At 56.8% G+C, this 11,579-nt stretch carries 11 protein-coding genes; 9 read left to right on the top strand and 2 right to left on the bottom strand.

Features of this window, described 5'->3' with window-relative positions:
- Positions 1 to 17: 17 nt before the first annotated feature.
- Positions 18 to 1,124, top strand: a complete 1,107-nt coding sequence (gene aguA / locus AC1RDQ_RS12320) for an agmatine deiminase (protein ID WP_057712442.1) — start codon at positions 18 to 20, stop codon at positions 1,122 to 1,124.
- A 243-nt stretch (positions 1,125 to 1,367) separates the two neighbouring features.
- Positions 1,368 to 1,580, top strand: coding sequence for a hypothetical protein (locus AC1RDQ_RS12315; RefSeq protein ID WP_057712441.1), 213 nt, complete (start codon positions 1,368 to 1,370; stop codon positions 1,578 to 1,580).
- A 230-nt stretch (positions 1,581 to 1,810) separates the two neighbouring features.
- On the opposite strand, the gene AC1RDQ_RS12310 is transcribed toward AC1RDQ_RS12315, so the two are convergent.
- Entirely contained in the window at positions 1,811 to 3,904 is a 2,094-nt protein-coding gene (locus AC1RDQ_RS12310) for a TonB-dependent receptor (protein WP_057712440.1), read from the bottom strand.
- A gap of 262 nt (positions 3,905 to 4,166) precedes the next feature.
- Here AC1RDQ_RS12310 and AC1RDQ_RS12305 point away from each other — a divergent pair, with 262 nt between their 5' ends.
- From AC1RDQ_RS12305 to AC1RDQ_RS12275, 7 genes are all read left to right on the top strand, one after another.
- A complete protein-coding gene (locus AC1RDQ_RS12305) occupies positions 4,167 to 4,838 on the top strand; it encodes a DsbA family protein (RefSeq protein ID WP_492587399.1) in 672 nt (223 codons plus the stop codon).
- 261 nt (positions 4,839 to 5,099) lie between these two features.
- Positions 5,100 to 6,386: an OprD family porin gene (locus AC1RDQ_RS12300; protein WP_349734759.1), complete on the top strand. Its 1,287-nt coding sequence runs from the start codon at positions 5,100 to 5,102 to the stop codon at positions 6,384 to 6,386.
- Between the two features lie 178 nt (positions 6,387 to 6,564).
- Complete coding sequence (locus AC1RDQ_RS12295; protein WP_492587397.1) at positions 6,565 to 7,152, top strand: PBECR2 nuclease fold domain-containing protein; 588 nt, start codon at positions 6,565 to 6,567, stop codon at positions 7,150 to 7,152.
- Positions 7,153 to 7,941: 789 nt separating this feature from the next.
- Entirely contained in the window at positions 7,942 to 8,163 is a 222-nt protein-coding gene (locus AC1RDQ_RS12290; RefSeq protein ID WP_008046542.1) for a tautomerase family protein, read from the top strand.
- Positions 8,160 to 8,804, top strand: coding sequence for a DsbA family oxidoreductase (locus tag AC1RDQ_RS12285; RefSeq protein ID WP_492587395.1), 645 nt, complete (start codon positions 8,160 to 8,162; stop codon positions 8,802 to 8,804). Before AC1RDQ_RS12290 ends, AC1RDQ_RS12285 begins: the two co-directional genes overlap by 4 nt.
- A gap of 44 nt (positions 8,805 to 8,848) precedes the next feature.
- A complete protein-coding gene (locus AC1RDQ_RS12280) occupies positions 8,849 to 9,559 on the top strand; it encodes an SDR family NAD(P)-dependent oxidoreductase (RefSeq protein WP_492587394.1) in 711 nt (236 codons plus the stop codon).
- Between the two features lie 528 nt (positions 9,560 to 10,087).
- The gene (locus AC1RDQ_RS12275; protein WP_057712435.1) at positions 10,088 to 10,717 is read left to right on the top strand and encodes a LysE family translocator; all 630 of its coding nucleotides are present in this window, start codon (positions 10,088 to 10,090) and stop codon (positions 10,715 to 10,717) included.
- 91 nt (positions 10,718 to 10,808) lie between these two features.
- On the opposite strand, the gene AC1RDQ_RS12270 is transcribed toward AC1RDQ_RS12275, so the two are convergent.
- Positions 10,809 to 11,573, bottom strand: coding sequence for an ABC transporter ATP-binding protein (locus AC1RDQ_RS12270; RefSeq protein ID WP_102671510.1), 765 nt, complete (start codon positions 11,571 to 11,573; stop codon positions 10,809 to 10,811).
- Between the last annotated feature and the right edge of the window lie 6 nt (positions 11,574 to 11,579).

Below are 11,579 nucleotides of genomic sequence, written 5' to 3'. Positions count from 1 at the left end.
CTCCGGAGTCCTGAGCCATGACCACGTTGAACAGCACCCCTCGCGCCGACGGCTTCTATATGCCAGCCGAATGGGCACCTCAAACCCAGACCTGGATGATCTGGCCCGAGCGCCCGGACAACTGGCGCCTGGGTGGCAAACCGGCACAAGCCGCTCACGTGGCAGTGGCCAAGGCCATCGCCCGTTTCGAACCGGTGACCGTGGCGGTTTCCGCCGGCCAGTACGAAAACGCCCGTGCCCGTCTGGACGTGCCGAATATTCGTGTGGTGGAAATGTCCAGCGACGACGCCTGGGTTCGCGACTCCGGTCCTACCTTCGTCATCAACAACAGTGGCGAAGTCCGTGGCGTGAACTGGGACTTCAATGCCTGGGGCGGATTTGACGGCGGCCTGTATTCGCCGTGGAACCGTGACTCGCAGGTTGGTGGCAAGATCCTCGAGATCGAGCGCAGCCCCCGCTATCGCACCGAAGGCTTCGTGCTGGAAGGCGGTTCGATTCACGTCGACGGCGAAGGCACCCTGATCACCACCGAAGAATGCCTGCTCAACCGCAATCGCAACCCGCACATGAATCGAGCGGAAATCGAAGCGGTCCTGAGTGCAAACCTGGCTGTGGATAAGATCATCTGGCTGCCGGATGGCTTGTTCAACGACGAAACCGACGGCCATGTGGATAACTTCTGCTGCTACGTGCGCCCGGGTGAAGTGCTGCTGGCCTGGACCGATGATCCGCAGGACCCGAACTACCCGCGCTGTCAGGCGGCGATGAAAGCGCTGCAAAGCAGCACCGATGCCAAGGGGCGCCCGTTCACGGTGCACAAGATGCCGATCCCGGGTCCGCTGTTTGCGACCGAGGAAGAGTGTGCCGGTGTCGATCCGGTTGATGGTACGCAGGAACGTAATCCTACTGTTCGTCTGGCCGGTTCCTACGTGAACTTCCTGATCGTCAACGGCGGCATCATCGCGCCGAGCTTTGACGACCCGCAGGATGGTCCGGCAAAGGAAATCTTGCAGAACCTGTTCCCACAGCATGAAGTGGTAATGGTGCCTGGTCGCGAACTGTTACTGGGGGGCGGCAATATTCACTGTCTTACCCAGCAACAACCCGCGCCACACAAGGAGTGAGTGAGGTCGTAACAGCTTGAGTTGATTACGAAATCCCTCAGGCTGTCGATCAGCCTCCCGCAATGCACGGAGCCCGCGGCCCTACAGGCCTGCGGGCTTTTTTGTATCTGCCAGGCCACACTTCAGAAACCTTGGCACAGCTCTTGTATCTCCGCTGTTGTAACTCGGGGGAGGGAGGACTTCTATGTTCTGTCATAAACCTTGGATAAGTTAGCCGCTCACAAACCGGGAGAGAGCGCTGAAATGAACGCCGAAGTGAACGTAGTGAGCGACAAGGCGTTGCATCCCCTGGCAGTAAATAGCGAATCGCTCCAGATCCTGGCGCACTGGTTCAAGTCCAATGGAATGCGTCAGATCAGCGATACTGATCCGCGCCGGACAATGATCGAGCGTTACCCTGCTGGTTTATTCAGCGAGGCGGAACTGGATGCGTTGTGGGATGTGATGGAAGGATAAGAAGAACAACAACGGATTGAACAAAAAAAACGCTGCCGGGATGGCAGCGTTTTTTTTTGCGCGCAGATTCATGCAATCACTACGATCCCCTGTGGGAGCGAGCTTGCTCGCGATGGCGCCCGACCAGTCAGCATTTATATCGACTGACCCACCGCTATCGCGAGCAAGCTCGCTCCCACAAGGGAATAGTGCGAACCAGTGTTATTGGTTCACACAGGGATAAGTGGTGTTTAGAAACTGTAGGTGCCCGTCACCACCAGGCTACGCGGTGCCCCCGGCTGGATCTGGAATGCACTGGTTGCCGATTCGTAATACGTCTTGTCGCTGATATTGTTCAGCGCCGCGCGCAAATCCCAATCCTTCTGGCGGAAGCCTGCCAAGGCGTCCCAGCGGCCATAACCTGGCAACACGGTGGTGTTGAGGTTGTCGGCATAGCGGTCGCCAACCAAGGTCAAGCCGGTTTCGGCGTACCAGCCCATTTCCGGTTTCCAGGTCAGGAACAGGCTGCCGTTGTGCTTGGCCACGTTGTTGATGCGCTTGCCTTCCAAGCCGTTGTTGTCCTTTTCGATGGTTGCGTCCTGCAGACCCACGCCACCGCGCATGTACCAGTTGCCGGCAATTCTGCCAGCGGCGGTCAGCTCGATCCCGCGAGAGCGTTGCAGCCCTGAAAGCAGGGTAATGGTCGGGTTGTTCGGGTCGCTGGTGCGACGGTTGTAGAGCTCCAGCTCATAGATGGCCAGCGTGGTGCTTAGGCGATCGTCGAGCCAGTCGCTCTTCACCCCGATTTCCTTTTGCCTGGTCCGCTCCGGGCTCAGGTCATTGCTGTTACCTGCCGCGCCCGGGGTGATGCCGATCAAGCCACCGCCGACCGGCGAGAATGTCTTGCTCCAGGAGGCGTAGAAGGAGTGATTTTGCAGCGGCGTCCAGACCACGCCAACGCGAGGGCTGGTGCTATGACTGTCACTGTCTTCGGAAATGTTGCGCACCTTGTTGGTCGACTCGATATCGAACGTGTCGTAACGCAGGCCGGCGAGCAATTGCCATTGATCGTTCAGGCGCAATTGATCCTGTACATACACCGCACGGCTCTCGACCTCGGTGTGGGTGTTGCTCGACACCACCATGCGCCCGGTATGACGCAAATTGCGGTCCGGGTTGTTCAGGTCCAGCGCCGGCACCGGTGAACTGCCCGGGCCGGAAGTGGCGGCGGTGTACAGCAGTGGGTCGCGGCGCTGGCTGCCGATTTCGATGCCGGTGAGCAAACGGTGCTCCAGGCCGAAGGTATCGAAACCACCTTCCAGCTCGACGTTGTTGTAGACATTGCGAGTGTTCAGGTCCTGCTGCCAGTGCTGGCGCGTAACCTTGTTGGTGGCCGGGACATAGCCGGTCAAGTAAGTATTGTCGAAATCGCTGTCGAGCTTGAAAACACCCAGGGTCTGGCGCAGTTGCCAGTTGTCGCTCAGTTCATACGTGAGTTTCGAGCGCAGGGACTGCGCCTTGTCGTCGATGAAATCGTTTTCGCTGCCGTAGGTCGTATCGCGTCCCACGTCTGCCGGGCGACCGTTTACGCCGGGGATGCCACGATCCGGCGTGCGGTTGTAGCGGCTGTATTCGTACTGCACCAACCAGTTCAGATCGGGGGTCAGCTGCCAGCTCATCGAGGGCGCGAACAACTGGCGATTGCCACTCACACCATCACGAAAGCTGTTCTCGTCCATGTTGCCCATATTCAGGCGCAGGCTGATGTTCTCGGAAGGGTCGGTGCTGAGGTCGGCATAGAGGCTGCGCAAGTCCTCGCTACCGCCCTGGGCTTCAATAGTCGAGCGGCGACCGAACTCAGGCAGTTTGCTCACCCGGTTGACGATGCCGCCCTGGCTGCCACGGCCATACAACACGGCAGCGGGGCCTTTTAACACGTCGATGCGTTCAATGTTGTGCAGGTCGCGAACGTACTGGCTGTCGTCGCGGATGCCATCGAGATAGAAGTCGTTGCTGGCGTCGAAACCGCGGATGCGCAGGCTGTCGAAACGAGTGTCGGCGCCGCTGCTGACGTTGGGGATACCGCTGAGCGCCGTGCCCAAGTCGTTGGTGCCGTAATCCATGACGTTCGAGGTTTTGATCGAGTCGATGGCTTGTGGCACGTAGCGCACCGGTGTCGCGGTTCGGGTTGCTGTACTGGTTTGGGTTACGCGCGGGTCGTCGGCTTCAGCTTCGGCGCTGATCGATGTGGCAGGTAGGGTGGTCGGTGCAGCGTAGGAAAAACCGGCAGACAACAAGGCAGAGAGCCCAAAGCTGTAGGGCGCAAGACGAAAAGGGGCAGGCATTGAAGAGCGCATCCGTAGGATTTTAGATTGAAGCGTGTAGGAGGGCGCGGATAGTAATGCTTGTCATTTACTGTCGTTAGTTGTTATTGAGAATTTGTCTCATTTGATTGTTTCGAATTGTGTCGGAATTAATGCAAATGCCGACGCATTCATTCGACCGATTCAAGCAACAGACTGAAAGCCAATCCGGCGTTTTTCCGGGGCCGCTGGGGCACTAACCTGCCGACATCGAATTTTCCTGAATTTCTGTCGGAGCCTTCCCATGATCCTGCATTACATCTACGACCCATTGTGCGGCTGGTGCTATGGCGCCAAACCGCTGGTGCAGGCCGCCCAGGCTGTGCTGCCCGTGATTGCCCACGGCGGCGGCATGATGACGGGGGCCAACCGGCAAAAGGTTTCGCCACAACTGCGCAGTTACGTCATGCCCCACGACCGGCGCATCGCCGAATACAGCGGGCAGCCGTTCGGTGAAGACTATTTCGAAGGTTTGTTGCGTGATCACACCGCCGTGTTCGACTCGGCGCCACCCATCGCTGCGGTGCTGGCTGCCGAGCAAATGGGAGGTCGCGGGCTGGAGTTGTTGGGGCGTTTGCAAAGCGCTCACTACGTGGAGGGGCGCCGCATCGCCGACGAATCGGTACTGATTGAACTGGCCCACGGCATGGGGCTGGACCGTCAAACCTTCGAAAGAGCCTTCAGGGCGGCCGACACCGAAGGCCATATCAGGAACAGCCGGGCGCTTTTGGCCAAGGTCGGCGGGCAGGGCTTTCCGACCCTGGCGCTTGAGCACAATGATCAATTCACCCTGATCGATATCGGGCCGTGGCTGGGCAAACCCCAGGCATTTGCGCAGTGGCTGAGTCAGTCGCTGCCCGATCAGGGATCATCCATTTCCGTAGCAGCCTGCGGCCTCGATGGCTGCAGCAATTGAACATTCCTGCTGCGTAAAGCAATTTCTTAGACGGTTTTCGCCTATTTTTAGAAGATTCATGAAATTGACACATCGTTAAGGGCGCAGCTACGATTCGGCCCAACGCCTGTGGCCAACCGCCACGATCAAAAATTATAAAAAGGCCCGCCGCGAGAAATCGTGGGCGGGCCTTTTTGTTTTCGTCATGAAAAAAGAGCGCGATAGCGCCGTTTCGGCCGTTCGGCACAGCGCGTATCAACCGGAAATAAGGAAAAGAACAAAATGTTGAACAAGCGAATCAGCCTGATCGCTCTGGGGATGTTGAGTGCGACACAGGCCATGGCGAACGACCAGGCCGAATCCAAGGGTTTTGTTGAAGACAGCAGCCTTAAAGTGCTGCTGCGCAATGCTTACATCAATCGTGACTACAAAGACGGCAACCCGGATAAATCCGAGTGGGGCCAGGCGGCCATCGGCACGTTCTCGTCCGGCTTCACCCAAGGCACCGTGGGCGTGGGTGTGGACGCTTTCGGGTTGTACGCACTGAACCTGGAGCGCAATGAAGACCGTAGCGGCGCGCAAGGTATCGATTTCTTCAAAAAGGGCGACAGCGGCCAGCCGGCTGACGATCTGTCCAAGGGCGGCGCGGCGATCAAGTTCCGTCTGTCCAGCACCACCCTGACCTACGGCGACCAGATGCCGGCCCTGCCGGTGCTGAACTACGACAATTCGCGCCTGCTGCCGGAAAGCTACACCGGCACTCTGATCACCTCCAAGGAGATCAAAGGCCTGCAACTGGACGCCGGCCGCTTCACCGCCGAATCGCGCAAAAGCGCCGAAGGCCGTGACAGCGGTGGCTTGAAGTCGATCAACGTCTTGGGCGGTAGCTACCAGTTCACCGAGCAATTCAAGGCCGCGCTCTACGCTTCCGACGTCGAAGACGTGCTGAAGAAGCAATACGTGAACGCCAACTACGTGTTCCCGATCGACAAGGACCAGTCCCTGACCCTGGACTTCAACGGCTACCGCACCAAGCTGGAAGACTCCTACGTCCGCGAAAACGGAATCACCGGCGACGACAACAAGATCTGGAGCCTGGCGGCCACCTTCATCACCGGCCCGCACTCGTTCACCCTCGCACACCAGCGCAGCACCGGCGACAGCAACCTGGGCTACGCCTACGGCGGTTACCAGAAAGATCAAGGCCGCATCGGCGACGGTGGCAACACCATCTACCTGGCGAACTCATACTGGTCCGACTTCAACGCCGAAGACGAACGCAGCTGGCAAGTGGGCTACGGCCTGGACTTCAGCACCTTCGGTGTACCGGGCCTGAGCTACAACGTGGCCTATGTGCGCGGTGACAACATCACCACCTCCACCAGCGAAGGCGGCACCGAGCGCGAGATCTTCAACCAGATCAAATACGTCGTCCAAAGCGGCCCGGCCAAAGACCTCAGCGTGAAACTGCGCAGCTCGGTCCTGCGTGTGTCGCAGAAGTCGAGCGAGTACAACGTCAGCGGCAACGAAGTGCGAGTGTTTGTGGATTACCCGATCAACATCTTCTGATGATGGGTTGTGGTCTCGAGGTCTGATGCAAGGCTGAGAAAAAAGAAGAAGCCCCGACTGGTTCGGGGCTTTTTGTGACTAATTGGAATTTTCCAAACGGCTCTTTCAATGGCAATGGCGATGCCCTTCAAGATTGTCGGAAGTCTCTGAGGGAAAAAGAGGATCCACCTGATTTCTCGTGACGATTCAACAGGCTGAAATAGCAGTTGTTACCGTGAGAGATCACCGAATGAAAGCTCCAGGGGTAAAGGAAGCTCCTGATCAGGAAAGCTGGAAGGATCTAGGTTTGCCGGATCTGCGAGACATATCAATACTCTTGGAAACCAAGGTGGTTCGAGAGCTACCAGGGGCCGTTGATGTCTGCTCCGCTCTAAGGCAGGTAGCGCTAGGTTTTGGATTGCATGAAGGGACTGACACGGTGCTGATCGAAACGCCATATTTACCCGTGACGGTTCGGCGTGAGCATCTACGTCACATAGTGGAAAAACGCCCTAACGCCCGAGAGCGTTTCACTGAATTTGCTGTAGATACGCTGAAGAATCCATTAGAAATCTGGCGGGTTTCCTACAGCGATGACTCCTATCGTCTCGCCTTCATTGGCGCATACCACACAAAGTACCAAATGTTGGTAGTAATCCATGTTGACCGTGGGTATGTACTTTGGAACTTCATGAACTGTGACAAAAAGGCGCTGAACAAGCACCGACACGGCGGGTTGGTTTATAAACGTTACCTATTATCCAAACAAAAAAAGCAGCCTGAGTAGGCTGCTTTTTTTGAGAAGCTTGCTTGATATTGTGCTCCCTCAAGCAAGGGAGAAGAGGTCTCACCCGAGCGCTGATTTTCAGGTCATCAACGGGGTTCCTAACGCCGACTATTGCCACCTGAAGGCAGTCGGTTTCGCGCTCTTGGGCAAATTCTCTGTCACAGATGATGTTTGTGTCAACCCGAGCGGTAGCCTTGTGGTGGTGTTGGTCAGATCGGCGAAGTCGCGCACATCGACATCTGACTTTTTTACGATGGGGACCATTACAAAATGGAGAAATTGATCGAAACAACAGGGGGTAATGATTCCTCGGCGGAAATGCGGATAGCTGGTGTGCGCAGTGAAACGGGCTTGCGCAATGCTTGATGCTCAAACCATTCGCAGGAATATCGACTCGGTTGGCGAGGTGATCGAGGTTGCTGTGGGAGGTAACAGAAGGGGATATCGAACAAATCAGTTTCAGAAGGACTTGCTGGAGTTTGTTCGCGATATGAATGAGAGCCGCATCAGCTCTATCGCGCGGGGTAAGCCTTAACAAATGCATTCGCGATTCATCGCGAACGTGTCGTCCGCAGCGACATGTCCCGAAGACGTGTCGCAAAAAGTGGAAAATTGCGACACGTAAGTAATTGGATGACAGAAAAAACGGTATAGAGTCCTACAGTACTCATTACACCACGTAACTAATGAAGTTCCCGCTCCCACCTTTATCCCTTCCAGCAAACTCCATAAATTGAGCTCCAACGCCTCTCCCATCATCCCGACGGGAAGGTCACTGGAGTTTCCCTCATGCCTTTCGTAACCGTACGCATCACCCGCGATGGCGTTACCACTGAGCAGAAAGCTCAGGTGATTGCCGAGATCACTGAAACACTGGAACGCGTCCTCAACAAACGCCCTGACCTGACCCACATCGTGATCGAGGAAGTCGACACCGATAACTGGGGTTACGCCGGCATCACCACCACCCAGTACCGCAAGCAACTGGCCGAGGCGGAAGGGCAGTCATGACGTCCTCCGTCACCATCGATTTCATCTCCGATGTGGTGTGCCCCTGGTGGGCGCTGGGGGCGACGGCGCTGGAGCAGGCGATCGAGAACGTGGCCGGGGAAGTCTCGGTCGAGCTGACCTACAAGCCGTTCGAGTTGAACCCGGACATGCCGGCCGAAGGTGAGCAAGCGGTCGAGCACCTGATGCGCAAGTACGGGAGAACAGCCGACGAAGTCGCTGCCGGCAAGGCCATGCAGATCGCTCGCGGCGAGGCCATTGGCTTCAAGTTCGATCTGGAGAAGCGCACGCACTTCTACAACACCTTCGATGCGCACCGATTGTTGCTGTGGGCGTTGCAGGAAGGGCGACAAGTCGAGTTGAAGAAGGTACTGCTACGGGCCTATTTCAGCGAAGGCCAGAACCCGAGCGATCACTCGACGCTGGTGCGTCTGGCGACTGAAGCGGGGCTGGATGCGACAGGGGCGAGAGAGGTGCTGGCGTCCGACGCATTCGCCAGCGACGTGCGTGAGCTTGAAATCTATTACCGCCAGCACGGCATCAACTCGGTCCCGGCCATGGTGCTGAACGGTCGCCACCTGGTGTCCGGTTCGCAATCGGTCGAGTACTACGAACAGATGTTGAGACAAATGGCGAACGCCTGATTACAGATTTTCTACCCCACTTTTAATTGTCAGAGGTCTTCATCATGAGCATTTCGAAAAAAGTCATCGTTATCACCGGCGCGTCCCAAGGTCTCGGCGACGGTATGGTCAAAGCTTTTCGTGAACTCGGTTACCGGATCGTCGCCACTTCGCGTTCGATCAAGCCGTCCACCGATCCGTACATTCTCACCGTGGCCGGTGACATCGGCGAGCCGGAAACCGCCCAGCGCGTCATCCGTGAAGCGATCTCCCGTTTCGGTCGCATCGATACCCTGGTCAACAACGCCGGGATCTTCATCGCCAAGCCGTTCACCGCGTATACCGCAGAGGACTACGCCAATGTGTTGTCGGTGAACGTCAATGGCTTCTTCTACATCACCCAGCTCGCCATCGCCGAGATGGAAAAGCAAGGCAGCGGCCACGTCGTCAACATCACCACCAGCCTGGTGGACCACGCCATCGACGGCGTGCCATCGGTGTTGGCTTCACTGACCAAGGGCGGCCTCAACGCGGCAACCAAATCCCTGGCCATCGAATACGCCAAGCGCGGGATCCGGGTGAACGCAGTCAGCCCGGGCATCATCAAGACCCCCATGCATGGCGAAGAAACCCATGCCGCACTGGGCAATCTGCACCCGGTCGGGCACATGGGCGAGATCGATGATATTGCGCAAGCGGTCGTGTATCTGGACGGCGCCAAGTTCGTCACTGGCGAAATCCTGCACGTGGACGGTGGTCAGAGCGCGGGACACTGAAAGCGTTTTTTCAAACCCCTGAAACAACAAAGCCCTCGTATTGCTACGAGGGTTTTGTTTGGAATAACCCATTCTTTTTGGTAAGGATGGTCGAATTGAGAGCTCTCGGTTCCATAACCGTGAGTGGTGGGCGCAGCAGTTTCGGATGAAGGTCAGGGTGTGGAGCCTGGAAGCCAATACTTCGAAGGGCAGATTGAATCTGCTAGCGATCGCTTTTTTGTCGACGCTTTTGCCTATGCGGCCGTTTCATTCGTACGCCACACTCAATGAAGTAGCAAGGCAGCTAAATAGCCGCCCTCGAAAAACACTAAACTACGAAACACCCGCTGAACGATTTAGCCAATCTGTTGCGTCGACCGGTTGAATCCACAGCCAGAAGCGGCCAACCGCACCTGCTTTACCATGCCGTCGACCAGATTATTTTTCCTGTCCAAACCAGACTGTTGCGGCCAAATCCATCCGCACTGTATCTGCTCCTGCCTATTTACTACTGGTTAGCATTACTCCTCACTCACGGACTTATGCTCTATGCCGGATACCACTAACCTTTACCTGTTCATTGTTGCCGCCTTGCTGTTGTTGATCGTTCCTGGCCCTAACATGGCTATCGTCAGCAGCCATGCGGTTGCTCATGGATGGCGTGCCGGCCTCGCTGCAGCACTGGGAATAACCCTGGCCGATGTACTGATGACCGTCATGGTTAGCGCAGGCCTCGGTGTGTTGGTGATGAGTTGGGCGCCGGCGTTTGACTTGCTGCGCTGGGCCGGGGCTTGTTATCTGATGTTGCTGGCGTGGCAGGCATTGAAGACTTCTACTTCGGATACTGAGTCTCAAGCCACACAGGCCTCGCTGAAGAAGATCTTTGTCCGAGCCACGCTCAACAGTTTGTTAAACCCCAAGGCGCTGTTGTTCTTCATGGTATTCCTACCGCAGTTCGTCACCGTAGGTACCAGTAGTGTCACCTCGCAATTAATGTTCTTGGGTTTGTTGCTTGCGCTGATCGCATTGATCTTCCATTCCCTGCTCGGATTTTGCGCCGGACAGCTGCATGTGCGCTTTCGCGAAGGCATGATCTCTAAACGCCTTGGTGCCTATAGCTTCGCTGCGGTGATGACAGCTCTGGCGGCACGGTTGCTTCTGCTTGATCGACCATTTTAAAGGAGCGAGACATATCGGCTCGGCACAATTTTTCCTTGCTGATACGTGCTATCGAACACCGTGACCGAGACGATATGTCTGCTTATTGGACTTACTTCAGGTTGCCGCTTAGAAACTGCTTCAGGCGCTCGCTTTTGGGGTTGCCTAATACGTCCTCGGGCGCACCCTGTTCTTCGACTCGTCCCTGGTGCAGGAACAGCACCTGGTTCGACACTTTGCGCGCAAAGCTCATTTCGTGGGTCACCATGATCATGGTGCGGCCTTCTTCGGCCAGGCCCTGGATCACCTTGAGCACTTCGCCCACCAGTTCCGGGTCCAGGGCCGAAGTCGGCTCGTCGAACAGCATGATCTCCGGTTCCATGCTCAGGGCACGGGCAATGGCGACCCGTTGCTGCTGACCGCCCGAGAGAAACGCCGGGTATTGATCGGCAACCCGTGCCGGTAAACCGACCTTGTCCAGGTAGCGCCGGGCGCGATCCTCTGCGTCCTTCTTGCTGACGCCCAGCACCCGGCGCGGGGCCATGGTGATGTTGTCGAGCACGGTCATGTGGCTCCACAGGTTGAAGTGCTGGAACACCATCGCCAGGCGCGTGCGGATGCGTTGCAGTTCATTGGCGTCGGCCACGCGCATGCCGTGGTGGTCATGGACCATTTTAATCGGCTGGTTGTCCAGGCTCATGGCGCCGTCGTTGGGCGTTTCCAGGAAGTTGATGCAACGCAGAAAGGTGCTCTTGCCCGAACCACTGGCGCCAATCAGGCTGATCACATCGCCGGTCCTGGCGTTTAGTGAAACGCCCTTGAGGACTTCATGGTTGCCGTAACTTTTGTGCAGGTTTTCAACGGTCAGTTTGTACATGAACAA

It is taken from the genome of Pseudomonas sp. GW823-FHT02E01 (assembly GCF_058797535.1).
The sequence above is the reverse complement of the archived record's forward strand: the minus strand, read 5'-3'. Positions and strand labels throughout refer to the sequence as shown.

Coding starts and splice junctions, on each gene's coding strand:
- aguA (WP_057712442.1), top strand. CDS start 18: ATGACCACGTTGAACAGCACCCCTCGCGCCGACGGCTTCTATATGCCA.
- AC1RDQ_RS12315 (WP_057712441.1), top strand. CDS start 1,368: ATGAACGCCGAAGTGAACGTAGTGAGCGACAAGGCGTTGCATCCCCTG.
- AC1RDQ_RS12310 (WP_057712440.1), bottom strand. CDS start 3,904: ATGCCTGCCCCTTTTCGTCTTGCGCCCTACAGCTTTGGGCTCTCTGCC.
- AC1RDQ_RS12305 (WP_492587399.1), top strand. CDS start 4,167: ATGATCCTGCATTACATCTACGACCCATTGTGCGGCTGGTGCTATGGC.
- AC1RDQ_RS12300 (WP_349734759.1), top strand. CDS start 5,100: ATGTTGAACAAGCGAATCAGCCTGATCGCTCTGGGGATGTTGAGTGCG.
- AC1RDQ_RS12290 (WP_008046542.1), top strand. CDS start 7,942: ATGCCTTTCGTAACCGTACGCATCACCCGCGATGGCGTTACCACTGAG.
- AC1RDQ_RS12285 (WP_492587395.1), top strand. CDS start 8,160: ATGACGTCCTCCGTCACCATCGATTTCATCTCCGATGTGGTGTGCCCC.
- AC1RDQ_RS12280 (WP_492587394.1), top strand. CDS start 8,849: ATGAGCATTTCGAAAAAAGTCATCGTTATCACCGGCGCGTCCCAAGGT.
- AC1RDQ_RS12275 (WP_057712435.1), top strand. CDS start 10,088: ATGCCGGATACCACTAACCTTTACCTGTTCATTGTTGCCGCCTTGCTG.
- AC1RDQ_RS12270 (WP_102671510.1), bottom strand. CDS start 11,573: ATGTACAAACTGACCGTTGAAAACCTGCACAAAAGTTACGGCAACCAT.